Below are 24,015 nucleotides of genomic sequence, written 5' to 3' on the forward strand. Positions count from 1 at the left end.
GTCATCGCGAGGTGCGAAGCACCGTGGCGATCCAGGTGCCGGACTGGATTGCTTCGCTACACTCGCAATGACGAAAAAGGGAAGATCAGCGCAGCGCGCCGGCCACCAGCTTGAGCAAACGCGGGTGGAGGCTGTCGTTCGCCGCCAGCCACTGCTTGCGCTCGCGGGTCTGGTCGCCGCCGCGGAAATCGGTGACGAAGCCGCCGGCCTCACGCACGAGCAGTTCGCCCGCCGCCACGTCCCACGGCCTGAGATCGGTTTCCCAAAAGCCGTCGAAGCGGCCCGCTGCCACCCACGCAAGGTCCAGCGCGGCCGAGCCGAAGCGACGCACACCCGCGACCTCGGGACCGACGGCGTGGTAGATCTTCTGCCACTCGGTGAAATCGCCATGGCCCTTGAACGGCATGCCGGTGGCGAGCAGCGCCTCGGACACGTCGCGGCGCGACGAGACACGCAGGCGGCGATCGTGCAGCCAGGCGCCCCGGCCCTTCTCCGCCCAGAAGCTCTCGTCGGTCAGCGGCTGGTAGACCAGGCCCGCGACCAGCTCGCTCTTGCCCGACGGGCGCGGTTCCTCGACCGCGATCGAGATGGCGAAATGCGGGATCGAATGGAGGAAGTTGGAGGTGCCGTCGATCGGATCGACGATCCAGCGCGGCTTGGACGGATCGCCCTCCACCGAACCGCCCTCTTCCGCGAGGATGCCCCAATCCGGGCGCGCATGGCGCAGCTCGTCGAGGATCGTGCGCTCGGCGGCCTTGTCGGCGGCGGAGACGAAGTCCGCCGGCCCCTTGCGGGACACCTGCAGCGCATCGACCTCGCCGAAATCGCGGCGCAGCTTGGGCGCCGCCTTGCGCGCGGCCTTCTGCATGACGGTGATCAGGCCGGAATGGGCAACCATGGTCTTCTCTCCCCCCTCCGCACGGGAGGGGCTGGCTGGAAACAGCAAGGGCGGGTGAGCACATCGATGCCCTTCCCGCCCTCGACCCTCCCGACAAGGCGGGAGGGGAACAAGGATCAATCCGCGCGGCGGACGTAGGTCTGTTCGTAGACGTCGACGACGATCTTCGTCCCCGAGCCGATATGCGGCGGCACCATCACGCGCACGCCGTTGTCGAGCAGCGCCGGCTTGTAGGACGACGAGGCGGTCTGCCCCTTCACCACCGCGTCGGCCTCGACGATCGTCGCCTCGACGGTGTCGGGCAGCTGCACGCTGATCGGCTCCTCGTCGTACAGCTCCATCACCACGTCCATGCCGTCCTGCAGGAAGGCGGCCGCGTCGCCGAGCAGATCGCGCGGCAGGTTGGTCTGGTCGTAGGTTTCCTTGTCCATGAAGGTCAGCATGTCGCCGTCCGCGAACAGGAACTGGAAATCCTTGGTGTCGAGGCGCACGCGCTCCACCGTCTCGGCCGAGCGGAAGCGAACGTTGTTCTTGCGGCCATCGCGCAGGTTCTTCATCTCGACCTGCATGTACGCGCCGCCCTTGCCCGGCTGCGTGTGCTGGATCTTCACGGCGCGCCAGATGCCGCCTTCATATTCGATGATGTTGCCGGGACGGATGTCCACGCCGCTGATCTTCATTGCGACACCTGGTTTCTGTAGGATGGAAAAGAGCAGGCGCGGCCTGTAGCGCCGGACGGGCCCGCGGGCAAGTCAGCCGGGAAACTTAGACCTGCATAGCAGCCGCGACACGCGCCTGCTGTTCGGCGGAGAATAAAGTCTCGCCCTCGCCCGGCAGCGTCTCGAACGCCGGCACGCCTTGAGGCAGCACCACCCACGGATGCTTGGAGCGCACGAAAACGTGGAGGTCGGGCGACAGCCGCTCGGATTCGTCGAGCGTGCCGACGCGCAGGAACAGGATGCGATCGCCGAACATGGGGTGCGTCGCCCAGAGCAGCACGCCGCACCGGCCGCATTTCGTGCCGAACCCGTCGGTGACAGGCTCGCCTTTGGACAGCGTCACCCGATCCGCCTCGATCATCGCATTCACCGCGAAGGCGGCGCCGGTGAGCGTCTGGCAATCGCGGCAATGGCAGCCGTTCACGCAGATCGGATCGCCCTCCATCCGGTAGCGCACGTCACCGCAATAGCATCCTCCGTCGAGCGTCATCTCACTTCCCCGCCAGCACCGGATAGGGATTGATCTCCTCGCCCTGCCACCAGCCCTCGCCCGGCGCCATGCGGTGGATCTCGAAATGAAGGTGTGGGGCTGCCGGATCGGCATCCCCGGTCGATCCGACCGCCGCGATCTCCTGCCCCGCCTTCACCGCCTGCCCTTCGACCAGCATCGGCGCGTAATGATCGAGATGGGCGTAATAATAGACGATGCCGCCGTCCGCCGACCGCTCGTAGATAGTGTTGCCGCCGCGACTGCTCTGGAACAGCTTCTCGATCCTGCCGTCGGCGGCCGCCAGCACCGGCGTGCCGGCCGGCGCCATGATGTCGATCGCATGGTGGACGCGCGTGCCGTCGCCGCGCGGCTCCGCCCAATTGTCGCGGAGCGCGGAGGGCTGGACGCCCTGCACGGGCATCACCAGCCCGCCATTGCGGGGCGCCGGCGCCCGCGCAACCTGCGGCCCGGTCGAGCCGCCGCCCGCCCCGCTCCAGCCCGGCCCGGTGACGCGGACCACCGATGCGAAGGCGATGATCCCCAGCAGGATCAGCAGCCCGACGAAGATTCCGAAGCGGCTCATGGCTGGAAGATAGCAGGCGTTCCGGCCTTGACCATCAGCGAAAGCCGCGCGGCGTCCCAGTTGGTCATGCGCACGCAGCCGTGGCTGGCGGTGCGGCCGATATTCTCCGGCATGGGTGTGCCGTGGATGCCGTAATGCGGCTTGTTGAGATCCATCCAGATCACGCCCACAGGCCCGTTCGGCCCCGGCGGCAGCATCGCCGATTTCTCGCCGGGCTTGGCATCCCAGAACAGCTTCGGGTTGAAGTGGAATTTCGGATTGTAGTCGAACGCCTGGATCTTCCACGTGCCGATCGGCAGTGGATCGTGGCTGCTGCCCGTCGTCACCGGAAACTGGGCGAGCAATTTGTCCTGCGCGTCGTAGACCGACAGCGTCTTGTCGCCCTTGGACACGACGATGTGATCGGCCTGCGGCTGGCTGCTGTCCACGTTCAGCCCGGCGAGCGTCTGCTTGTAGCCATCGGGCAGATTGGCCGGATAGGCACGCCCGCCGGTCACCACGTTGGGCACCTTGATCCTGGCGCCCGGCGCCACCGGCGTATCCGGCGAGTTGAGCGCGATCAGCACCGCGTTGGTGGTGTGATAGCGTTCGGCCAGCATCTCCAGCGGGTTGGAGTAACCGAGCGAGGGCAGCTTGGCCTGCTCGTCCTCCTTCTTCGGAATCGGGCCGACGAACTGGCCGGCGAGATCCGCGTCGGTCAACGTCAGTTCGCGCACCGGCTGGGTGGCGTTGAACTTGTCGAGCGCGGCGCCCGTGCGCTGGTCGATCTCACCGGTGGCGACGACCCCGTTCGCCTTCTGGAATCCGGCGATGGCGCGCTTGAGACCGGCACCCGCCTTGCCGTCGATCACGCCGGGCGAGAAACCGAGATGATCGAGGATCACCTGCGTCTTCATGATGTTGAGATCGAGGCCGGGCTTGGGCTTGGCCGGGGCGGGCTTCGCAACCATCGCGGGCGCCTTGGCCGGCGGCTTCGGCGCGGCGGCGAGCGGCGCGGCCAGCATCGCGGCCATGGCTCCAAGAGCGATCGTACGGACCCTGAACATGCACACCTCTCGTCATCGTGACGGAGGAGTAACGCCCTGTCGGCGCTCAAATATCCGTCAGGCGCGGTTCAGCTGCCGGACGGCCCCGCGCGGGCGGGCCTGCGAAAGCGCCAGCGCGATCAGCGCGACGCCCGCGAAGAAGATGTAGAGACCGAACCGCTCGCCCATCGCCGCCAGCGTCGCGATCCCGCCCAGCACCGCCGCGCCGACATAGCCGCGCGGCACCACCAGTGGCAGACGGATCGTGTCGATCGTGCGCATCGCGCCGAGGCTGCCGGCCGGCTGGCGCAACCGCTTCGCGATCGCCGCGACGAAGGCCAGCGCGCACGGCACCAGCGCGATCGCGGTCGCCAGCGCCGCCCAGCGCAACGAGATCGGCCGCCCGTCCTGCTGCCAGTCGAGCCACGCGCCGACGCCATCGACCGCGACGGCCACCAAAGCGGCGATGCGGGCAACGCGCTGGATCATCCCCGTATCGCTTTCTCGAACGCGGCGATGGCCGCCGCCGGGCCGCCCTCGGCGTTCCAGACAGCGCCCGATACGGCGAGAAAATCCGCCCCGGCCTTCACCAGCGGCGCGGCATTGTCCGGCGTGATCCCGCCGATCGCGACGCAGGGCAGCTCGAACAGGGTCGTCCACCAGCTCAGGATCGAGGGATCCGGATGATGCTCCACCTGCTTCGTAGTGGTCGGGTAGAAGGCCCCGAAGGCGACATAGTCGGCCCCCGCCTCGCCCGCTTCCATCGCGAGATGGCGGCTGTCGTGGCAGGTCACGCCGATCTGCACCGACGGACCGAGGATCTGCCGCGCCTCACGCGCATCGCCATCCTCCTGCCCGAGATGCACGCCGTCCGCACCCAGCCGCTTGGCGAGACCGATCGAATCGTTGACGATGAAGGCCACGTCACGATCCGCACAGAGCTTCTGGATCGGCTCGGCAAGCTTCGCGATCGCGTGATCGTCGATCCCCTTCAGCCGCAGCTGAAACGCCGCGACCGGCCCGCCATCCAGCGCCGCCGCCAGCGTATCGACGAAGGCAGGCGTGATCGCCGGCGGCGAGATCAGGTACAGCTGGCAGTCCGGCCGCCGATCCTCGCTGTCGAAGCGATCGGCAAAGCCGGGGTCCAGCTTCAGTTCAGATTCCTCGATCTCCATGGCGGGGCTCTAGTGCGGCGATGGCGGCGTGGAAAGCCGCTGGATCGTCGAGTCGATGCGCAATCGTCGATATGATGCGCCGACGCCTCACTTTGCGCGGCTCGGCGAGGTCGAAGACGACGTTCGGCCAGGCGATCAACGCCAGATTCAGCGTGGATTTTCGTTTGATCGCGGCCGAATCCCAACTCGTCCGGAAGGCGGCGATGTCGTCGATGTCGAGCGTGATCGCCATCCGATTGCCGGTCCGCATCCTCAGCGTCCGCCCGTCGAGCGTGATCGGCATCGCCCTGAACGAGCGCAGCAGGGCGACGAGCCACACGATCAGCGACAGGTCGAGCAGCGCCAGCACCGCCGCGACCTTCCAGCCCCAGATCGCCATCGCGACGATGTGCAGCACGATCGCCTCGCACACCGCGAGGCCGAGCAGCACGCCCAGCATCGGCGACAGGCCGCGATGGTAATGGAAGGTCTGAACAATCCTCCCCCGCAAGGGGGCAGTGGCGCCGAAGGCGTCGGAGGGGGAGGACGGCGGTGTCGCCGCAAACGCCCCACCGTCCGCCCCCTCCGTCACGCTGACGCGTGCCACTGCCCCCTTGCGGGGGAGGATTGGAGGAGGCTCTGCATCACCTCAGGCCTTGACCACCGAGGCGGTGTAGATCTGGTCGATCGCCTTGCCCAGCACCGCGTCGAATTCCTCGTCGCTCTGGCCGTGGCGGAGATCCTCTAGCAGCGCGCGGGAGAAGCTGGCGATCATGCCGTGATTGTGGCTGAGCCGCTCGCACGCCTCGTCGCACGAAAAGCCGCCCGACAATGCGACGACGCGGACCACGCGGTGATGGCCGACCAGCGGCGCGTAGAGATCGGCCCTGGCCGGGATCGAGAGCTTGAGCATGACCTGCTTGTCGCCGGTCATCGCATCGAGCGCCTTGGTCAGCTCATCCAGCAGGATGTCCTCGATCGCCTCGCGATCGGGCGCCTTGATCGAGACTTCCGGCTCGATGATCGGGATCAGGCCGTGGCCGATGATCTGTTCGGCCACCTCGAACTGCTGCTTCACCACCGCCGCGATGCCCTCGCGGTTGGCGGACTTGATTACCGAGCGCATCTTGGTGCCGAACACGCCGAGCTTCACCGCGCGAGCGAGCAGATCGTCGAGGCCGGGCATCGGCTTCATCAGCTGGACGCCGTTCGCCTCGCCCTCCAGACCCTTGTCCATCTTGAGGAAGGGCACGACGCCGCGCTTCCACAAGGCGGTCGGCACGGGCAGACCGTCCGCCTGCCCGTCCATCGTCTTCTCGAACAGGATGGCGCCCAGCACCTTCTTGCCGTTGAAGCTCGGCGCGGTGATGATCCGCACGCGCATCTCGTGGATCAGCTCGAACATCTTGGCGTCATCGCCGTCGAACTGATCATCCGGCACGCCATAGGCCTTGAGCGCGCCCGGCGTGGAACCGCCGCTCTGGTCCAAAGCCGCGATGAAACCCGCGCCGCTCGTCATCTGCGCCATCATGATCGGATCGGTCATCTTCGCCTCGCTGTCTCGGGATTTGTGCGCTGCGATATAGGGTTGCCCGATCACGGCAAGGCTGACAACGCCGTCACGTGATCCCTTAGCGAGACAGCGCCGCGACGCCCGGAAGCTCCTTGCCTTCCATCCATTCGAGGAAGGCGCCGCCGGCGGTCGAGACGAAGGTGAAGTCGTCGCCCACGCCCGCCTGGTTGAGCGCCGCGACGGTGTCGCCACCGCCCGCCACCGAGACGAGGCTGCCATCCTGAGTCAGCGCCGCCGCCGTGCGCGCGAGGCTGACGGTGGCGGTGTCGAACGGCGGCGTCTCGAAGGCACCGAGCGGGCCGTTCCACACCAAAGTGCGGCAGGTCTTGAGCGCATCGGCCAGCGCTTCGACGGCGGCCGGGCCGACATCGAGGATCATCTCGTCGGCGGCGACCTCGTGCACGTTGACGGTGCGCGTCGGCGGGTTGGCACGGAATTCCTTCGCCACCACCACGTCGTAGGGCAGATGGACGGTGCAATTGGCCTTGTCGGCCGCATCCATGATCTCGTTGGCGGTGCCGGTGAGATCATGCTCGCACAGCGACTTGCCCACATCCACACCGCGCGCGGCGAGGAAGGTATTGGCCATGCCGCCGCCGATGATCAGATGATCGACCTTGGTGACGAGATGCTTCAGCACGTCGAGCTTGGTCGAGACCTTGGCGCCGCCGACCACCGCCGCGACGGGATGCTCGGGATTGCCCAGCGCCTTCTCCAGCGCCTTCAACTCGGCTTCCATCGAGCGCCCGGCATAGGCCGGCAGCTTGTGGGCGAGGCCCTCGGTCGAGGCGTGGGCGCGGTGCGCGGCGGAGAAGGCGTCGTTGACGTAGAGATCGCCGAGGCTGGCGAAGCGATCGACCACGGCCGGATCGTTCTTCTCCTCGCCGCCGAAGAAGCGGGTGTTCTCCAGCACCGCGATGTCGCCGGGCTGAAGCGCGGCGACCGCTTCCTTGTCACCTTCCCAATCGACATACTTCACATCGCGGCCCAGCACGTCGGCGAGCGACTGGACCACCTTCCTGAGCGAAAACTCTTCGGACGGCTGGCCCTTCGGCCGACCGAAATGAGCGAGGACCAGCACGATCGCGCCCTTGTCGGACAGCTCGGCGACGGTCGGCGCGGCGGCACGAAGGCGGGTGTCGTCAGTGACCCTATTCCCATCCATCGGCACGTTCAGATCCTCGCGCACCAGCACGCGCTTGCCGGTCACATCCCCGATATAGTCGAGCGTCTTGAAAACCGTCATACCGCCTCCCGAAATTCCTGTGTCTCGATCGAGACGGGATCGCCGATCGCGATGTCGCCCGCCTCGACCACCTTCATCGTCCGGCCACCGCGCCAGCCCGGCGTCAGCGCCGCTTCCAGACCGACCGCGACGGATTCCATGCGCACGCACGGATCGCACTCGCCGGTGATCGCGAACAGCGCATCGCCGACGCGCAGCAGCGCGCCCGCTTCACGCGGCAGATCCAGCCCGTCGATCAGCAAATTGACCCGCCGGTCGGACCATGCGGCCGCCGGATGACCGAGTTCGGCCATCGCCGCGTCCCAGTCCGCCTTCATCATCGCGGTGACCTGCCGCCTGCCCCTGCCACCCGGCTTGAGCAGGCCGCGATGATCACCCTCGACCCCGCTGTCGAGGCCGACGAAGGCGCGGTCGATCGTCTCGACCGCGCCTTTCGGGCGGCTCTTCCTCGCAATGCCGAGGAGCCGCCCCGTCACGATCAGAGCGTCTTCGCGATCGCGCCGGCCGTATCGACCATGCGGTTCGAGAAGCCCCATTCGTTGTCGTACCAGCTCAGCACGCGGACCAGCTTGCCTTCCAGCACGGCGGTCTCGAGGCTGTCGACGGTCGACGAGGCGGCCGCGCCGTTGAGGTCGATCGAAACCAGCGGCTCGTCGGTATAATCCAGCACGCCCTTGAGCGGGCCGTCGGCGGCCGCCTTCAGGATCGCGTTGACCTCCTCCTTCGTCGTGTCGCGCTTCGGCGTGAAGGTCAGGTCGATCATCGAGACGTTCGGCGTCGGCACGCGCACCGCCGAACCGTCCAGCTTGCCCTTCAGCTCGGGCAACACCTCGCCCACCGCGCGGGCGGCGCCGGTGGTGGTCGGGATCATCGACATCCCGGCGGCACGCGCACGGCGCGGATCGGAATGGACCTGGTCGAGGATCTTCTGGTCGTTGGTGTAGGCGTGGACGGTGGTCATCAGGCCGCGCTCGATGCCGATCGCATCGTTCAGCACCTTGGCGACCGGCGCCAGGCAGTTGGTGGTGCACGAGGCGTTCGACAGGATCGTCATGTCACCGGTGATCTTGTCGTGGTTCACGCCGAACACGACCGTCAGGTCCACGCCCTTGGCAGGCGCCGAGATCAGCACCTTCTTGGCGCCGGCGGCGATGTGCTTCTGCGCGCTTTCGCGATCGGTGAAGAAGCCGGTGCACTCGAGCGCGATGTCGACGCCGTTGGCGGCGTGCGGCAGGTTCGCCGGGTCGCGCTCGGCCGAGACGTGGATGCGCTTGCCGTCGATGATCAGGTCGTTGCCGTCGACCTCGACGGTGCCCTTCCAGGTGCCGTGGACCGAATCGCGCTTGAACAGGCGGGCATTGTCGGCGGGCTTGCCGAGATCGTTGATCGAAACGAGTTCCAGCCCGCAGTCCGGACGCTCGAGGATCGCGCGCGCAACCAACCGGCCGATGCGGCCGAAGCCGTTGATCGCAACTTTCACCGCCATTCTAGTCTCTCCCTCGGGCAGTCGGTGGAGAACGCGCCGGATACGCAGGATCGGATGGCCGGCGGCCTCCCAGGAACAGGTGGGCGGCACGAGTCCGCCCGGTCGCGGCCCATCTGGCGTGCGGCCGGGCGAACGTCAACCGCGCCGGGTTGCCGTTGCTTCGTTGCGGTGCCGTGCTATGCCGAGGCATGAGCATGGAAAGCGAGCATTTCCAAAGGGCCTTGGGCCGTCTTGAAGCCGCCGTCGAACGTCTGGAGCGGGTGGCGCGGCCGTCGTCCGTCGCCGGCGCCGCTCCTGCCGGAGACGACGGGCGCCTCGCCGCGCTGGAAGCGCGCCACGCCAAGCTGCGCGACGGCGCGGCACAGGCGCTGGCCCGGCTGGACCGGCTGATCGAGGGAAAGAGCTGATGGCGCAGGTGAATGTCGAGATCGGCGGCCGATCCTATGAACTCTCCTGCCGCGACGGCGAGGAGGAACGGCTGCGGCTGCTCGGCCGGCTGGTCGATGCCAAGGCGGCCGACGTCACCCGTGCGATCGGCAAGGCGAGCGAAGCGCGCGAGCTGCTGCTGACCGCCCTGCTGCTCGCCGACGAGCTGGACGAGGCGCGCGGCGCCGCCGCCCGCCAGCGGATCGAGGATGCCCAGCGCATCGCCGCGATGGATCGCTATGCCGAAAAGCTGGAAAGCCTCGCCGCGCGTCTTGAGAAGCCGGCCGCCAGCGCCTAGATGGGTTGGCGGTGGGCACTGCCCGATACGAGCTTTTGCGAACATCCCTGAGGCGATTCACATCCTAAGGGGGTCGTCCCTGGTCGGGCTCCGGCCCGTGCTACATGGCTCCCACCTGACGTAAACGGCGTCAGAGGATATTCCGGCAAACGGTCATGGCGGTCCCACCACCCTCCCCCAAGGCCGAACTCCGCCGCGATCTGCGCGCGCGTCGCCTCGCCTTCGCGGGCGACCGCCAGGCGATCGACCTGCATCTCGCGTCTTTGCTGGCGCAGGAAGGCCCGATCGCCGGCTATATCGCCCACAAGGGCGAGCCGGACGTGCTGCCCTTCCTGATGCGCGCCTTTTACCTCGGTCACGCAGTGGCGCTGCCCCGCCCCGGCACCGAGACGCTGGAATTCATCCGCTGGCATCCCGATCTCGTCATGGAACCCGGCCTCGCCGGCATCCCGCAGCCCGTCGGCGGCGAGCCGATTCTGCCGCGGATCGTGCTGGCGCCCCTGCTCGGCTTCGATCGCGCCGGCCACCGGCTCGGCCAGGGTGGCGGTTATTATGATCGCTGGTTCGCGGCGCATCCCGACGCTACACGCATCGGCATTGCGTGGAGCGTGCAGGAGGTGGGTGCGCTGGCGCCGGAACCTTGGGACATGCCACTCCACGCGATCGTGACCGAGAAGGAGTGGATCGCCCCATGACGCCCCCGCCCGAGCCGTATCAGCCAAGCTGGCGCCGCACGGCGGGCGCGTTCCTGATCCTCGCGCTGATCGCGATCTGGGCGAGCCTCGTCGTCCAGCTCGCCGGGCCGGTGGGCAGGCTGCCGGTGCTGGTGCAGGCGATCTTCTACATCATCGCCGGCGTGGCCTGGATCTGGCTGCTGCCGCTCCGCCGCATCCTGTCGTGGAGCGAGACGGGCCGCTGGCGACGCTGAACCTCAGCCGCCGTCGCCGCGATCGTGGTGATGGTGATCGCTCGGGTGGCCGGGATGGTCGTGACCCCAGCCGTCGTGCCAGCAGCCCGACAGGCCGACACCCGTCGCGATCAGGGCCAGAGCGAGAAAAGCCTTACGCATGAAAACACACTCCTTCGCTCGCGCCCCAACGGGCCGAGCGAAGGAAGTGTTCCGATGTCTCGAATGGCTCCCAAGGAGCCAAATGGCGCGAGTGACGGGGCTCGAACCCGCGACCTCCGGCGTGACAGGCCGGCGCTCTAACCGACTGAGCTACACCCGCGCATTTGGTATCCCGTGGTGGCCTCGGCCGCCGCGGTGGAGGGGCCTCTAAGGGGCTGTCACAAGCCTGTCAAGCGACGGAGGGCGGCTCGTCCAAATCTTTTCGCGGGTGCCCGCCGAGCGTGCCGCGCTCGAACAGGAAACCGGCGATATCCGGCCGTCCCGCCGTATCCAGCACGGTGTGGATGATGATCAGCAGTGGCGTCGCCAGCACCGCGCCTACCGTGCCCCACACCCATGCCCAGAAGCTCAGCGACACCAGAATCAGCAGCGGAGAAAGCGTCAGCTTGCGCCCGACGATCAGCGGCGTGACGATATTCGCCTCGATCAGATGCAGGCACAGGAAGATCGCCGGCGGCGCCGCCGCATACCAGGGGTCGGCAAAAGTCATCAGGCCGCCCAGCGCCAGCAGGATCACGCAGCCGACCGGGCCGACATAGGGCACGTAGTTGAGCAGGGCGACGAGGCCGCCCCACATCAGCGGGGTCGGCAGGCCGACATAATAGACCGCGACGGCGACGATACAGCCCAGCGTCACGTTGATGGTGGTGATGGTCGCGATGTAGCTGGAGGTGCGGTCGACGACTTCCTGAATGACCCGTGCCAGCGTCATCGCGCTGTCGAATGTGGAACGGCTGGTGATCGTGTGCCGCCGCGCCCGCGTCCACCCCGAGAGGAAGAAGAAGATCACCAGCATCGCGAAGAAGAACTGGAGGATCACGAACGGTGCCGAGGTGGTGAGCAGCGACAACAGCGAGTTGGGCGTGTCCAGCGTCACCGTCCGCGCATGGGTCTTGGAGATCATGATCGTGTTGGCCAGCTCGCCGATCGATCTGTTGAGCTGCGCGTAGACATCGACGAGCGGGCGCACCGTCGTCTTGATGAGGCTGATCCGCTTGGGAAGGATCGCCACCCAGTTGGAGGCCGGCACCACCACCGCCGCGATCGCCATGTTGGCGACGCCGATGAAGAACAGCACGCACAGGAAGGCCGAGGCCGCCGAGGGTAATCCGCGCCGCTCCAGCCATTCCAGCAGCGGTACCAGGGCAATCGCGACGACCAAGGCGGCGACCAGCGGCAGGAAGAATTCCGCGCCGGCGCGCAGCGCGAAGGGCAAGGCCAGCACCAGCCCGATGCCGAGGATCAGCGCGGTCGCGGCCAGCAGCCGGTCGCGGTGATAGCCGCCCGTCACCATCGCCGCCCATTGCGACTCGGTATGGCGCTCCACGGCGCTGCCGATCTTCTCGGCCGCCTCGTCCATCACCTCGTCGTCGAGCCGCTCGGTCATCGGTCCTCCCTCGTCGGTGCGAGGCTTAGCAGGAAGCGGATCGCGCGGGAAAGCATGCCGCTCATCGCGTCGATCAGTCTGACGAAGGATAGCGATTAGACAAAGGCCGTCACGGGGGCGCAATCAACGGGGGCGACAAGCAACCAAACCAAAGCAGCCTGGAGAGATGTGATGAACGTCGAAGCCAAATGCCCGGTCGGCAACCATATGGGCGGCAATGCCGTCCTGTTCGAGATGACCAACCGGATCTGGTGGCCCAACCAGCTCGATCTCTCCGTCCTGCATCTCAATCCGCCCGCCGGCGACCCGATGGAGCCGGATTACGATTACGCCGCCGAGTTCAAGACGCTCGACCTCGCGGCGGTGAAGGCGGACCTCACCGCGCTGATGACCGATTCGCAGGAATGGTGGCCGGCGGACTTCGGCCATTACGGCCCGCTCTTCATCCGCATGGCGTGGCACGCCGCGGGCACCTACCGCATCGGTGACGGGCGCGGCGGCGCGGGTTCGGGCCAGCAGCGCTTCGCCCCGCTCAATTCCTGGCCGGACAATGCCAATCTCGACAAGGCCCGCCACCTGCTCTGGCCGATCAAGCAGAAATACGGCCGCAAGCTCAGCTGGGCGGATCTGCTGGTGCTGACCGGCAACGTCGCGCTCGAATCGATGGGCTTCAAGACCGCCGGCTTCGGCGGCGGCCGCGTCGACACCTGGGAGCCGGAGCGCGACACCGACTGGGGCCGCGAGCGCGAATGGCTGGGTGACGAGCGCTATTCGGGCGACCGCGACCTCGCCCATCCGCTCGCCGCCGTGCAGATGGGCCTGATCTACGTCAATCCGGAAGGCCCCAACGGCAACCCCGATCCGCTCAAGGCGGCCATCGACATCCGCGAGACCTTCGCGCGCATGGCGATGAACGACGAGGAGACGGTGGCACTGATCGCCGGCGGCCACACCTTCGGCAAGACTCATGGTGCCGCCGATCCCGGCCAGTATGTCGGCCCGGAGCCGGAAGGCGCCTCGATCGAACAGCAGGGCCTCGGCTGGGCCAACAGCTACGGCAGCGGCAATGCCGGCGACACCATCACCTCGGGCCTAGAAGTGACGTGGACGCAGGAGCCGACCAAGTGGACGAACCTGTTCTTCAAGAACCTGTTCGCGCATGAGTGGGAACTGACCAAGAGCCCCGCCGGTGCGCAGCAATGGGTCGCCAAGGGCGCCGCCGAGGACGTGCCGGACGCGCATGATGCATCGAAGAAGCATCGCCCGACGATGCTGACCACCGATCTCGCGCTGCGTTTCGACCCGGCCTACGAGAAAATCTCGCGCCGCTTCGCCGAGGATCAGGATGCCTTCGCCTACGCCTTCGCCGAGGCCTGGTATAAGCTGACCCACCGCGACAGCGGCGCGCACGGCCGCCTGCTTGGGCCGGAAGTGCCCGCAGAGCCGCGCATCTGGCAGGATCCCCTGCCTGCCGCGACCGGCGCGCCGCTCTCCGATGCGGACGCCGAGGCTCTCAAGGCGAAAATCCTCGATTCCGGCCTGACCATCCCGCAGCTGGTCAAGACGGCGTGGGCATCCGCCTCCACCTATCGCGTCACCGACAAGCGCGGCGGCGCCAACGGCGCGCGCATCGCGCTCGCCCCGCAGAAGGACTGGGCCGTCAACGAGCCGGCCGAGCTTGCCACCGTGCTTGCCAAGCTCAACGAGCTGCGCGGTTCGGTCAGCCTCGCCGACGCGATCGTGCTGGGCGGCAATGCGGCGGTCGAGGCGGCGGCGAAGAAGGCGGGTCACGACGTGAAGGTGGCCTTCACCGGCGGCCGCACCGACGCCACCGCAGAACAGACCGACGCGGACTCGTTCGACGCGCTGGAGCCGACCATCGACGGCTTCCGCAACTATGTCGGCGAACCCACCGCTTACTCGCTGGAGGAGGTGCTGGTCGATCGCGCGCAGCTGCTCGGCCTCTCCGCGCCGGAGATGACGGTGCTGGTCGGCGGCCTGCGCGTGCTGGGCGCCAACCATGGCGACAGCGCCCACGGCGTGTTCACCGACCGCAAGGGCACGCTGAGCAACGACTTCTTCAAGAACCTGCTGAAGTCGAGCTTCGATGCGAAATGGGCGTCGGCGGGCGAGGACGGAACCTTCGTCGCCACCGACCGCAAGAGCGGCGCCAGGACGCTGACCGGCACGCGCGTCGATCTCGTGTTCGGATCGAACTCGCAGCTGCGCGCGCTGTCCGAAGCCTATGCGGCCGACGACGCGGGCCAGGCATTCGCCACCGCCTTCGCCAGGGCGTGGGGCAAGGTGATGGAAGCCGATCGCTTCTGATCGCCACGAGAGGCGGCCCCCGGCATCCACGCCGGGGGCCGCCTTTTCATATCCGCCGTCTTTTATCGAAAAGTTGGTACGGGTGGTCGGACTCGAACCGACAAGTTGTTGCCAACGGCGGATTTTGAGTCCGCTGCGTCTACCAATTCCGCCACACCCGCAAACCGACGGGCGCTGATACCCTCGGGTCGAATGCGAGCGGCTATACGGGCCTCTTCCAGAGATTGCCAGACAGGAAACGGGTGCGCGGCGCAGAGCCGGTGGAAGAGACATCGCCACGCCGGCACCGGCCGAAGCGTGACGACGCCCCCGGTCAGGCGAGCGTGAGGAAAAGCTCGGCCTCGATCAGCCACTCCGATCCGAACTGCCGCCATTTCGCGGTATAGGTGCCGCTCGCGATGAGCGTGCCGTCCGCCGCCGCCGTGCCGCGCCAGGCGCCATGCTCGAAGGCCAACGGGAAAGCGGGCGACACCGTCACGGTTTCCGGCGTGCGGACATAGATGGCGCGGCCGGCGGCCGCGAACTCCCGCTTCCACGTCGCCAGTTGCGCCTTCCGCCCCGCGATCACCGCGCTGTCCGTCCCTGCAACGAGCACGACATCGGGGGCCAGCAGCGCGGCGATCGTGTTCAGGTCTGCGTCGGCGATCGCCTGATTGAAGCGCGCGCGGCTCAACCGGATCGCGAGGTCGGGAGAATGGCTCATGCGGGGGCCTTACCGCGAAGGGCCGGCCCCCGCCACCGCTCACCCCAGCATCGATCCGGTATCGATGAAGCGCTGGTGCCAGGATAGCGCCTCGCCCGGCAGCGACGGCGCATGCAGCCCGTAGGAGCCGACCAGCGCCCGCGCCTGATAATCGCGCAGGGCATCGCGGTAGGAGGGGTGGGCGCACCGCTCGATGATCAGGTCGGCGCGCTTGCGCGGGCTGAGGCCGCGCAGATCGGCCAGCCCCTGCTCCGTCACCAGCACCGCCACGTCCTGCGTGATGTGATCGACATGCGACGCCTGCGGCACGATCGCGGAAATCTTGCCGCCCTTCGCGGTCGACGGCGTCATGAAGATCGACACATAGGCGTTGCGCGCGAAATCGCCCGATCCGCCGATGCCGTTCTGGATGCGCGAACCCATCACGCAAGTGGAATTGACGTTGCCGTAGATGTCCGCCTCGATCAGCCCGTTCATGGCGACGCAGCCCAGCCGCCGGATCAGTTCGGGATGGTTGCTGATCTCCTGCGGGCGCAGGATCATCCGGTCGCGATAGCGCGCCATGTCCGCATTGATGCGCTCGGCCGCCTCGGGGCTGAGCGAGAAGGCCGTGGCCGACGCCATTCGCAGCTTCCCGCTATCCAGCAGATCGAGCATCCCGTCCTGGATGACCTCGGTATAGGCCGAGAGATTGTCGAACGGCCCGTCGACCAAGCCGGCGAGCACGGCATTGGCGATGTTGCCGACGCCCGATTGCAGCGGCAGCAGCGATGCCGGCAGGCGACCGACCTTCACCTCATGCGCGAAGAAATCGAGCAGGTGGCCCGCGATCGCCCGCGCCGATGTATCGGGCGGCGTGAAGGGAGCGTTGCGATCGGGCGCGTCCGTCTCGACGATGGCGAGGATCTTGTCGGGATCGCAGCGCAGCGTGTCCTGCCCGATCCTGTCGTCCGCGCGGACCAGCGGGATCGGCACGCGATGCGGCGGCAGCGCCGTGCCGTAATAGATGTCGTGCATCCCTTCGAGCGCCGGATTCTGCCAGCGATTGACCTCCAGGATCACACCCTTGGCCCGATCCAGCCAGGTCTTGTTGTTGCCCACCGACGAGGACGGGATCAGGCTGCCGTCCGCGCGGATGCCGACGATCTCGATCACCGCGACGTCGAGTTCGCCGAGGAAGCCCTGCCACGCCATCGGCGCGACCTGGCTCAGATGCATGTCGAGATAGTCGATCTCGCCCTTGTTGATCCGTTCGCGCGCCACCGGGTCGGAATTGTAGGGCAGGCGAAGCTCGATCCCGTCCACCCTGGCGAGCGCGCCGTCCAGTTCCGGCCCGGTCGACGCGCCGGTCCAGACCTTGATCTTCATCGGGCGCCCCGCCTGATGCTCGGCATCGATATGCGCGGCGAGCGCGACCGGAACCGCCTTGGGATAGCCCGATCCGGTAAAACCGCTCATGCCGACGGTCATGCCATGGCGGATCAGACGCGCAGCCTCCGCGGCGCTCGTCACCTTGGCGCGCAATGCCGGCGCCGCGATCCTGTCCGTCATCCCGTATCTCCTGAAACGGCCGGCCATCGCTGCCAGCCTGACAGACATATTCGAGACGTGCATATTCGGAGGCAATAGGGAATATACGCATCGTACTTGTGCATAGGGCGTGCAGATGAGCGATCTCTACCAGAACCTGCAGACCTTCGCCCGCGTCGCTGAACGGCGGAGCTTCACCGCGGTGGCTGCGGAAAGCCACGCCAGCCACACCACCATCGCCCGCCGGATCGATCAACTGGAGGCGCATTTCGGCGTCTGCCTGATCCATCGATCGACGCGAAAACTGACGCTGACCGCCGAAGGCGAGCGACTTCTGAATCACGCCCAGCGCGTCGTGGCGGAGATCGCCAATGTCGAGGCGGATCTGGCCGGCAGCACGGCGATACGAGGCGTGGTTCGGGTCGGCGTGACGACTGCGCTCGGCCTCCACTATACTGATCGGCTCGCGCATCTGATCGATCGGCATCCGGGCCTGCGTGTCGAATTCGCGGTGGCAGACTGGCAGGACAGCCTGATCGAAAGCGGCGTGGACCTGGCACTGCGGGTCGGCGATCCGGCACCCGAGGCGCTGGGCGTCGAGCCTTTGGGCCTGATCGAACGTCGGCTGGTCGCCTCGCCGGCCTATCTCGCCCGGAGGGGCGTGCCGGCCGGCGTGCGCGACCTCACCCATCATGATTGCATCACCTACGGCTATGGCGCGATGCCAGCCGTCTGGGACATCGATGGCGACACGCAGCGGGTCCAGGGGCCGTTCCGCGCCAACAGCAGCGAAGCGGTCCATCGCGCGGCGCTCGGCGGGCTCGGCATCGCGCTTCTTCCGCATATCCAAGTCGCCCCGGCGATCGCGGCGGGTCATCTTGCAATCGTGTTGCCCGATGCCGTCGTCGCTCCGCTGGTGCTGTCGATCGGACACCGCTTTCGCGCGATGGGCGTTCCGCAGCGTGTTCGGGCCGTGATCGGGTTCCTGAGGGACGAGTTCCCCCGTGCCTCGCACCCCCTGGGAAAAGCCCCTGGGTGAACCGGACTCTTGGCCGGCTTCTGTTCCGCCCGGAAGGCGGCCGGCATGCTGAACCAGACATAATGAGAGCCGAACAGCCTTCATCGAGGCGTTCCATCGGCTCTTTTCGCACGACTATATCCATCTGGTATGATTCCAAATGGAAACGATCTTGGGCTTGCGCGCCGCAGCCGCGCATATCGCCGTTCGACGACGATGGCGTCGCCTTCGGAGACCTCAAATGTCCAACCGCATCCTTATCGCTGCCCTTGCGATGCTTGGAGCGAGCGCGCCGGCCATGGCCGACCCGATCACCGTGTCGGCTCGCCCGACGACCTTCAACAGCCTGGAATATGATTATTCGGGTCAGGACCGTATCGACCGGGCCAACGCCTATCTGCACGCCTCCATTCCCATCGGCTCGTCGGTCGAAGATGCCCGCGCGCTGCTGCTGAAGGCCGGCGCGCGCTGCTCGACCAGGCCGGCGGCCCGGCTTCACTGCACGGCGGAATCCTTCGAGACGGTGGAAAGCGTGCTCCACGACGTCGACTGGACGGTCGATGTCGATCGACAGGGCGATACCGTGACCGGCCTGTCTATCGAACGCCAGTCGTTCGGAAGCTGAGGACCCCATCGTGCGTGGCGCCGCCCAAGCCCCCTCTGGCGCCGGCACGATCCGAGCCGTCTTCCCCTCCCTGGACGGCTCGCCGGCCGCCCCTGCCTGGCGTCAGGCGGGGGCGGCCCTCTTGGCGGGGATCGAGGACAGCCTCTTCGCGCTCAAGACGGTCGCCTCTGCGATCCTGGCATTCTGGATCGCGCTGCGGATCGGTCTCGACCGCCCCTATTGGGCGGTGACGACCTGCCTGATCGTCGCGCAGCCGCTGGCCGGGGCCGTGCTTTCCAAGGCGCTGTTCCGGCTCATCGGCACCGTCGCAGGCGCGGCGGCGGCGATCGTGCTGGTGCCGCTGTTGGTCAACACGCCCGAATTGCTGACCCTCGCCCTCGCGCTCTGGCTGGGTCTGTGCACCTACGTCTCGATGCTGGATCGCAGCCCGCGCGCCTATCTCTTCCTCCTTGCGGGATATACGGCCGCGATCATCGGCTTCCCGGCGGTATCCCGACCCGATGCGATCTTCGACATCGCATCGATCCGCGCGCAGGAGATCGGCATCGGCATCCTCTGTTCGGCCTTCGTCCACGGCCTGGCGTTTCCGCGCAGCGTGACGAGCCGGCTGCGCAGCCGGGCCACGGCGATGATCCTAGACGCCCGGCGATTGTCGAGCCGGCTGCTCGATCCCGAGAGCCGCGAGATCGATCACCATCTGCACACCCGGCTGGTGCGCGACATCGGCGAGCTGGACCTGCTGCTCACCCACCTGCCCTTCGACATGAGCCGCAGGCCGGTGCGAGCCGACGCGCTGCGCGCCCTCCAGCACCAGTTGATGCACGTGCTCGCGCTGAGCGGCGCGGTTGGCGATCGTCTCATGCGGATCGGCCCGCACCTCTCCGCCGCCACCGCCGCACGGATCGAGATGGTCCGATCCTGGCTGGACAACGACGGCCCCCATGACGACATGCCCCGCGCGATCCGTTCGCTGGAACCCGATCCGGCCGAGGTCCGGCAGCTCGACGAGGCGATGCAGCTCAGCCTGCTCGATCGCCTCGCGGATCTGGTCGCGGCGCATGACCATTGCCGCCAGCTGGGCGAGATGCTGGAGCGTGGGTCCGCCCCGCCCCGCAATCCGGCGATCCTGGCGGTGGCGCACAAGCCCCACAGGCACCTCGATCATCACGCCGCGATGCGGGGCGCCGCCGCGACCATCCTCACCGTGGCCGGCTGCTCGCTGCTCTGGATCGCGTCGGCATGGCCCGATGGCGCGGGTGCCGTCGTGCTCGGCAGCATCCTGTGCGCCCTGTTCGCCAATCTCGAGGATCCGATGCCTTCGGGCCGGGGGGCGGTGGCGGGCGTGCTGCTGGGATCGGCGATCGCGCTCGTCTATGATTTCGCGATCCTGCCCCGGATCACCGACTTCCCGGTGCTGGCCGCCGCCTTGTCGCCGGCGTTGATCCTGGTCGCCTTCACGCTCACCCTGCCCGGCGGGTCTCCCGTCGCGATCGGCATGATCCTCGTGGTGCCGGGGCTGCTGATGCTGGGCCGATCCTACGATGGGGACTTTTCGGCGTTCGCGAACAGCAGCGTCGCCCAGCTCGCCGGGGCGGTGATCGCGATGATCGCGCTGCGGCTGGTCCGCGGCATCGGATCGGAGACGCGGATCAGGCAGCTGGCATCCGCCGGAAGGACGGCGCTCGATCGGCATTTCCGGCAGCGTACGGGCGCCCGCAAGGCAGCTCTGGCGGCGAGGATGCTCGATCGCGTCGGGCTGATCAGCGCGATGCCGTCGGCCGACGAGGACGAGCGCACCGCCGCGATCGTCACCATGCTGAAGCGCGTGCGGATGGGCATGTCGATCGATCAGCTCCGCGCCATCCAGATGCGCACATCGGGCCGCGACGCGGCGCTCATCGATCTGCTGCTCCGCCGGACCCGCCTCGCGATCAGACAGGGCAGCAGGCAGCCAGACCGGGTTCGCCTCTCGGCGACGACCAGCCTCGCCTTGCGGCGGCTATGCCGGTCCGCACCTCCCGCCGATCGCCGGACCGCGATCATCGCGACGGTGGGCCTGTGGTGCAACGCCTGACGGCACCGACAGGGCTTAGCGGAAGGTCTCCTGCAGATCGTCGATCGGCGCATAGGGATCCGGCCCGAAGCGGTTAGGGCCGATCGTGCCGCGCGTGCAGGCCCATACCAGCAGCAGGATCGACACGATCAGGCCGATCAGCATCGCCACCATGAAGAAGATGCCGAAGCCGAACATCGACGCATCGGGGTTGGCGCCGAGACGCGCCAGCGCGGACACCATCGCGACACCCAGGACCAGGACAGGCGCCAGCATCCACCAGCCCGAGCGGTTGACATCATGCAGCCGCCGCACGCCCACCGCGATCGACGGGATCAGGATAGCGAGCGACCACAGGCCGGAGAGGATCCCACCCGATGTTCCCGCGCCTGCCGCATAGGATCCGGGGCCGCTCGCCGAATAGCTGCTCGTGTGGCCGCCAAGGCCCAGCACGGTATCGACGATGCTCAGCACGATCGACACGATGATGTTGAACAGCACGAACATCCAATATTCGCGCCGTGGCGAACGCCCCGAAAATTGCGCGTACCGTTTCAGCGGCAGGATCATCCATTCCATCGTATCGCCCTCCTGTTCGCGATCAGTTGACCGGCGCCCTTCGCCGGTAGCTCAAGGCTTCCGCGACGTGGACGCGGCCAACGCCGTCCGCTCCGCCGAGATCCGCGATGGTCCGCGCCACGCGCAGCACCCGGTGATAGCCGCGCGCCGAAAGCCGCATCTGCTCGGCCGCCTGCGCGAGCAGCTTTCGCCCCGCCTCGTCCGGCGCCGCGACGGCATCGAGCAGTTCGCCGTCCGCTTCGGCATTGGTGCGCACGCCATGCGCGGCGTAGCGCTCGGTCTGGATCGCGCGTGCCTCCGCCACGCGCCCTGCCACCTCCGCCGACCCTTCGGCCGGCGGCGGCAGGACGAGATCGGCGGCGGAGACGGCACGCACCTCGACGTGGAGGTCGATGCGATCCAGCAAAGGCCCACTGACCTTCGCCTGATAGTCGGCGGCGCATTTCGGCGCGCGGGCGCAGGCGAGCGCGGCGTCGCCGAGATGGCCGCAGCGGCACGGGTTCATCGCCGCGATCAGCTGCACACGCGCCGGGAAGGTGACATGGGCATTGGCGCGCGCCACCGTCACCCGGCCCGTCTCGACCGGCTGGCGCAGCGAATCGAGCACCGGGCGCTGGAATTCTGCCAGCTCGTCGAGAAACAGCACGCCGAGATGCGCAAGGCTCACCTCGCCCGGCCGCGCCTTGAGGCCACCGCCGGTCAGCGCCGCCATCGAGGCGCTATGATGTGGTGCCCGAAACGGACGCGCGCGGATCAGGCGACCGCCCGGCAGTTCGCCCGCCACCGAGGCGACCATCGACACCTCCAACGCCTCAGCCGGTGTCAGGTCGGGCAGGATGCCGGGCAGGCAGGCGGCCATCAGCGACTTGCCGGCGCCGGGTGGACCGACCATCAGCAGATTGTGTCCACCCGCCGCCGCGATCTCCAGCGCGCGCTTGGCGTTCTCCTGCCCCTTCACCTGGCGCAGATCCGGGCCGGCGGGCGGCGGATCGGCCTGCCCCTTGCCCGGCGGGCTGAGCTGGCCGGTGCCCTTCAGATGATTGATCAGCGCCAGCAGATCGGGCGCGGCGAGTACCTCGATCCGCCCTGCCCACGCCGCCTCCGGCCCCTGTGCGGCAGGACATATTAGCCCGCGATCCTGTTCGGACGCATGGAGCGCTGCCAGCAGCACACCCGCCGCCGGCGCGATCCGCCCGTCCAGCCCGAGTTCACCCACCGCGACATATTCGCTCAGCGTCTCGGCATCGATCACCCCCATCGCGCCGAGCAGGGCCAGCGCGATCGGCAGGTCGAAGTGCGATCCTTCCTTGGGCAGATCGGCGGGCGAGAGGTTGACGGTGATCCGCTTGGGCGGCAGCGACAGGCCGATCGCCGCCAGCGCGGCGCGCACCCGCTCGCGGCTTTCCGCCACCGCCTTGTCCGGCAGGCCGACGACGACGAAGGCGGGCAGGCCCGGCGCCAATTGCACCTGCACCTCCACGGCGCGCGCCTCCAGCCCGAGAAACGCCACGGTCGAGACGATCGCGACCAACGCCACCCCCGAAATTACCCCTGTTGCGACGGAACGTAGCGGCAACAAGGCGGGTGTCCAGCCCTCCCGCCTTGCGCCCGTCACAATCCCCGCCCACATCCTTCCCATGACCTGGCGCGAACGATGGCGGATCTGGAAGCGGACGCATGGCATCCGCCACGCCATTCACGCGCTCGGCTGGCTGCTCGTGCTGCTTTCACCGCTGGTCGGCCTGCTGCCCGGCCCCGGCGGCATCTTCGTGCTGGCGGCGGGCTTCGCGCTGATCCTGCAGACCTCGCCCCTGGCAAAGCGCGTCTACGTCCGTTTCAAGCGCCGCTGGCCGCGCGCCGGTGCGCTGATCGACCGGGGGATGCGCCGCCCGAGCGCGCTTCGCCGACGGACGCGCGAAAAGCTGGCGACGGCGGCCGGCACCAATTGACTCTCCCGGCGCTTTTGCCTATCCGCGCCCCGTCAGTGGCGGCCGCCCGTTCGGCTGCCCTTTTTCGTTGTATAGATCAGACGTTCGAGGACCGAGACGATGAAGCGCACTTTCCAGCCCAGCAACCTCGTGCGCAAGCGTCGCCACGGCTTCCGCACCCGCTCGGCGACTGCCGCCGGCCGCAAGGTGCTCGCCGCCCGCCGCGCGCGCGGCCGCAAGTCGCTCTCGGCCTGAGCCAAGACGCTTACGTCATCCTCCGGCGCCGCGCGGATTTCCTCGCGGCGAACGGGGGCGCGCGCCGGGCCATGCCCGGCTTCGTGCTTTTGGTACGCCCGCGCGATGACGGCGATCCGGCGATGCGCCTCGGCATCACGGTGACCAAGAAGATCGGCAATGCGGTGGTCCGCAACCGCATGAAGCGCCGTTTCCGCGCGCTCGGCCGCGCGCTTCTCCCTGCCCATGGCATTCCCGGCGCCGATCATGTCCTGATCGGCCGCAACGGCGGGATCGAGCGGGATTACGCGCTGCTGCAGGAAGAACTGGGCAAGGCGCTGAGGAAGCTCTCCCGGTGATCAAGGAAGGCCTCGTGCTGGTGGCGAAAGCCTGGCAGGCGGGGCCGTCCGCGATGATGGGACCGACCTGCCGCTTCACGCCTTCCTGTTCGGCCTATGCGATCGAGGCCTGGACGCGCTATGGCGCGGCGCGCGGCTCCTGGCTGGCGGCGCGGCGTATCTGCCGCTGCCACCCGCTGGGCGGCCATGGCTATGACCCGGTGCCCTGAAGAGGGCGCCATGAAACAGACGGATTCGGGGGTTC

Annotated in this window: 30 protein-coding genes, 2 tRNA genes and 1 other RNA gene; 13 read left to right on the top strand and 20 right to left on the bottom strand. The window is 67.8% G+C overall.

What is annotated here, in order from left to right; genetic code table 11:
• Positions 1-85: 85 nt before the first annotated feature.
• The 12 genes from QGN17_RS07770 to gap form a co-directional block, all read right to left on the bottom strand.
• Positions 86-898, bottom strand: coding sequence for an inositol monophosphatase family protein (locus QGN17_RS07770; protein WP_281043912.1), 813 nt, complete (start codon positions 896-898; stop codon positions 86-88).
• A 116-nt stretch (positions 899-1,014) separates the two neighbouring features.
• Positions 1,015-1,578, bottom strand: coding sequence for an elongation factor P (gene efp, locus QGN17_RS07775; RefSeq protein ID WP_110154562.1), 564 nt, complete (start codon positions 1,576-1,578; stop codon positions 1,015-1,017).
• A gap of 85 nt (positions 1,579-1,663) precedes the next feature.
• On the bottom strand, positions 1,664-2,107 hold the full coding sequence (locus QGN17_RS07780) for a GFA family protein (RefSeq protein ID WP_281043914.1): 444 nt from the start codon (positions 2,105-2,107) through the stop codon (positions 1,664-1,666).
• Position 2,108: 1 nt separating this feature from the next.
• The gene (locus QGN17_RS07785; RefSeq protein ID WP_281043915.1) at positions 2,109-2,690 is read right to left on the bottom strand and encodes a M23 family metallopeptidase; all 582 of its coding nucleotides are present in this window, start codon (positions 2,688-2,690) and stop codon (positions 2,109-2,111) included.
• Complete coding sequence (locus QGN17_RS07790) at positions 2,687-3,694, bottom strand: L,D-transpeptidase family protein (RefSeq protein ID WP_390902687.1); 1,008 nt, start codon at positions 3,692-3,694, stop codon at positions 2,687-2,689. Before QGN17_RS07790 ends, QGN17_RS07785 begins: the two co-directional genes overlap by 4 nt.
• A 99-nt stretch (positions 3,695-3,793) precedes the next feature.
• Complete coding sequence (locus QGN17_RS07795) at positions 3,794-4,204, bottom strand: hypothetical protein (RefSeq protein ID WP_281043917.1); 411 nt, start codon at positions 4,202-4,204, stop codon at positions 3,794-3,796.
• A complete protein-coding gene (gene thiE / locus QGN17_RS07800) occupies positions 4,201-4,890 on the bottom strand; it encodes a thiamine phosphate synthase (protein WP_281043918.1) in 690 nt (229 codons plus the stop codon). Before thiE ends, QGN17_RS07795 begins: the two co-directional genes overlap by 4 nt.
• On the bottom strand, positions 4,871-5,476 hold the full coding sequence (locus tag QGN17_RS07805) for a hypothetical protein (protein ID WP_281043919.1): 606 nt from the start codon (positions 5,474-5,476) through the stop codon (positions 4,871-4,873). The genes thiE and QGN17_RS07805 overlap by 20 nt, the downstream gene beginning before the upstream one ends.
• A gap of 42 nt (positions 5,477-5,518) precedes the next feature.
• Positions 5,519-6,415 (bottom strand): fructose bisphosphate aldolase, encoded by an 897-nt coding sequence (locus QGN17_RS07810; RefSeq protein WP_281043921.1) that lies wholly within the window; start codon positions 6,413-6,415, stop codon positions 5,519-5,521.
• Between the two features lie 85 nt (positions 6,416-6,500).
• On the bottom strand, positions 6,501-7,688 hold the full coding sequence (locus QGN17_RS07815) for a phosphoglycerate kinase (protein ID WP_281043922.1): 1,188 nt from the start codon (positions 7,686-7,688) through the stop codon (positions 6,501-6,503).
• The gene (locus QGN17_RS07820; protein ID WP_281043923.1) at positions 7,685-8,164 is read right to left on the bottom strand and encodes an MOSC domain-containing protein; all 480 of its coding nucleotides are present in this window, start codon (positions 8,162-8,164) and stop codon (positions 7,685-7,687) included. The genes QGN17_RS07815 and QGN17_RS07820 overlap by 4 nt, the downstream gene beginning before the upstream one ends.
• A 2-nt stretch (positions 8,165-8,166) precedes the next feature.
• The gene (gene gap, locus QGN17_RS07825) at positions 8,167-9,174 is read right to left on the bottom strand and encodes a type I glyceraldehyde-3-phosphate dehydrogenase (protein ID WP_281043924.1); all 1,008 of its coding nucleotides are present in this window, start codon (positions 9,172-9,174) and stop codon (positions 8,167-8,169) included.
• 221 nt (positions 9,175-9,395) lie between these two features.
• Here gap and QGN17_RS07830 point away from each other — a divergent pair, with 221 nt between their 5' ends.
• From QGN17_RS07830 to QGN17_RS07845, 5 genes are all read left to right on the top strand, one after another.
• Entirely contained in the window at positions 9,396-9,581 is a 186-nt protein-coding gene (locus QGN17_RS07830; protein ID WP_281043925.1) for a hypothetical protein, read from the top strand.
• Positions 9,581-9,898 (top strand): cell division protein ZapA, encoded by a 318-nt coding sequence (locus QGN17_RS07835; protein WP_281043926.1) that lies wholly within the window; start codon positions 9,581-9,583, stop codon positions 9,896-9,898. The genes QGN17_RS07830 and QGN17_RS07835 overlap by 1 nt, the downstream gene beginning before the upstream one ends.
• A gap of 12 nt (positions 9,899-9,910) precedes the next feature.
• A non-coding RNA gene (gene ssrS / locus QGN17_RS20950) (6S RNA) lies at positions 9,911-10,067 on the top strand.
• Positions 10,054-10,593 (top strand): 5-formyltetrahydrofolate cyclo-ligase, encoded by a 540-nt coding sequence (locus QGN17_RS07840; RefSeq protein WP_281043927.1) that lies wholly within the window; start codon positions 10,054-10,056, stop codon positions 10,591-10,593. The genes ssrS and QGN17_RS07840 overlap by 14 nt, the downstream gene beginning before the upstream one ends.
• Entirely contained in the window at positions 10,590-10,826 is a 237-nt protein-coding gene (locus QGN17_RS07845) for a DUF2842 domain-containing protein (protein WP_281043928.1), read from the top strand. Before QGN17_RS07840 ends, QGN17_RS07845 begins: the two co-directional genes overlap by 4 nt.
• A gap of 3 nt (positions 10,827-10,829) precedes the next feature.
• Here the strand turns inward: QGN17_RS07845 and QGN17_RS07850 are convergent, their stop codons facing one another.
• From QGN17_RS07850 to QGN17_RS07860, 3 genes are all read right to left on the bottom strand, one after another.
• Positions 10,830-10,967 (bottom strand): hypothetical protein, encoded by a 138-nt coding sequence (locus QGN17_RS07850; RefSeq protein WP_281043929.1) that lies wholly within the window; start codon positions 10,965-10,967, stop codon positions 10,830-10,832.
• A gap of 83 nt (positions 10,968-11,050) precedes the next feature.
• Positions 11,051-11,127 (bottom strand) — tRNA-Asp (locus tag QGN17_RS07855).
• A gap of 69 nt (positions 11,128-11,196) precedes the next feature.
• Positions 11,197-12,414, bottom strand: a complete 1,218-nt coding sequence (locus QGN17_RS07860; protein WP_390902641.1) for an AI-2E family transporter — start codon at positions 12,412-12,414, stop codon at positions 11,197-11,199.
• A 171-nt stretch (positions 12,415-12,585) separates the two neighbouring features.
• Between QGN17_RS07860 and katG the strand changes: the two genes are divergently transcribed.
• Positions 12,586-14,742: a catalase/peroxidase HPI gene (gene katG, locus QGN17_RS07865; protein WP_281043930.1), complete on the top strand. Its 2,157-nt coding sequence runs from the start codon at positions 12,586-12,588 to the stop codon at positions 14,740-14,742.
• A 74-nt stretch (positions 14,743-14,816) separates the two neighbouring features.
• On the opposite strand, the gene QGN17_RS07870 is transcribed toward katG, so the two are convergent.
• The 3 genes from QGN17_RS07870 to QGN17_RS07880 all read right to left on the bottom strand — a co-directional run bounded on the left by QGN17_RS07870 (position 14,817) and on the right by QGN17_RS07880 (position 16,996).
• A tRNA-Leu gene (locus QGN17_RS07870) sits at positions 14,817-14,903 on the bottom strand.
• A 152-nt stretch (positions 14,904-15,055) separates the two neighbouring features.
• On the bottom strand, positions 15,056-15,445 hold the full coding sequence (locus QGN17_RS07875) for a nuclear transport factor 2 family protein (protein WP_281043931.1): 390 nt from the start codon (positions 15,443-15,445) through the stop codon (positions 15,056-15,058).
• Between the two features lie 39 nt (positions 15,446-15,484).
• Entirely contained in the window at positions 15,485-16,996 is a 1,512-nt protein-coding gene (locus QGN17_RS07880) for an acetyl-CoA hydrolase/transferase family protein (RefSeq protein ID WP_281043932.1), read from the bottom strand.
• A 115-nt stretch (positions 16,997-17,111) separates the two neighbouring features.
• Between QGN17_RS07880 and QGN17_RS07885 the strand changes: the two genes are divergently transcribed.
• The 3 genes from QGN17_RS07885 (at position 17,112) to QGN17_RS07895 (ending at position 20,692) form a co-directional block, all read left to right on the top strand.
• Positions 17,112-18,014: a LysR family transcriptional regulator gene (locus QGN17_RS07885; RefSeq protein WP_281043933.1), complete on the top strand. Its 903-nt coding sequence runs from the start codon at positions 17,112-17,114 to the stop codon at positions 18,012-18,014.
• A gap of 277 nt (positions 18,015-18,291) precedes the next feature.
• A complete protein-coding gene (locus tag QGN17_RS07890; protein ID WP_281043934.1) occupies positions 18,292-18,618 on the top strand; it encodes a hypothetical protein in 327 nt (108 codons plus the stop codon).
• A gap of 10 nt (positions 18,619-18,628) precedes the next feature.
• A complete protein-coding gene (locus QGN17_RS07895) occupies positions 18,629-20,692 on the top strand; it encodes an FUSC family protein (RefSeq protein WP_281043935.1) in 2,064 nt (687 codons plus the stop codon).
• A gap of 15 nt (positions 20,693-20,707) precedes the next feature.
• Here QGN17_RS07895 and QGN17_RS07900 read toward each other — a convergent pair whose 3' ends face one another.
• Together QGN17_RS07900 and QGN17_RS07905 are read right to left on the bottom strand one after the other, a co-directional pair.
• Positions 20,708-21,250, bottom strand: coding sequence for a DUF805 domain-containing protein (locus tag QGN17_RS07900; protein ID WP_281043936.1), 543 nt, complete (start codon positions 21,248-21,250; stop codon positions 20,708-20,710).
• Positions 21,251-21,272: 22 nt separating this feature from the next.
• Complete coding sequence (locus QGN17_RS07905; RefSeq protein WP_281045178.1) at positions 21,273-22,781, bottom strand: YifB family Mg chelatase-like AAA ATPase; 1,509 nt, start codon at positions 22,779-22,781, stop codon at positions 21,273-21,275.
• A gap of 106 nt (positions 22,782-22,887) precedes the next feature.
• Between QGN17_RS07905 and QGN17_RS07910 the strand changes: the two genes are divergently transcribed.
• The 4 genes from QGN17_RS07910 (at position 22,888) to yidD (ending at position 23,980) form a co-directional block, all read left to right on the top strand.
• Complete coding sequence (locus QGN17_RS07910; RefSeq protein ID WP_281043937.1) at positions 22,888-23,199, top strand: hypothetical protein; 312 nt, start codon at positions 22,888-22,890, stop codon at positions 23,197-23,199.
• A 99-nt stretch (positions 23,200-23,298) separates the two neighbouring features.
• Entirely contained in the window at positions 23,299-23,433 is a 135-nt protein-coding gene (gene rpmH, locus QGN17_RS07915; RefSeq protein ID WP_026094665.1) for a 50S ribosomal protein L34, read from the top strand.
• 71 nt (positions 23,434-23,504) lie between these two features.
• Positions 23,505-23,771, top strand: coding sequence for a ribonuclease P protein component (rnpA, locus tag QGN17_RS07920; RefSeq protein WP_390902642.1), 267 nt, complete (start codon positions 23,505-23,507; stop codon positions 23,769-23,771).
• Positions 23,771-23,980: a membrane protein insertion efficiency factor YidD gene (gene yidD / locus QGN17_RS07925; RefSeq protein WP_390902689.1), complete on the top strand. Its 210-nt coding sequence runs from the start codon at positions 23,771-23,773 to the stop codon at positions 23,978-23,980. The genes rnpA and yidD overlap by 1 nt, the downstream gene beginning before the upstream one ends.
• Positions 23,981-24,015 lie beyond the last annotated feature (35 nt).

It is taken from the genome of Sphingomonas oryzagri (assembly GCF_029906645.1).
In the GTDB taxonomy this organism is placed as follows: Bacteria; Pseudomonadota; Alphaproteobacteria; order Sphingomonadales; family Sphingomonadaceae; genus Solisphingomonas; species Solisphingomonas oryzagri.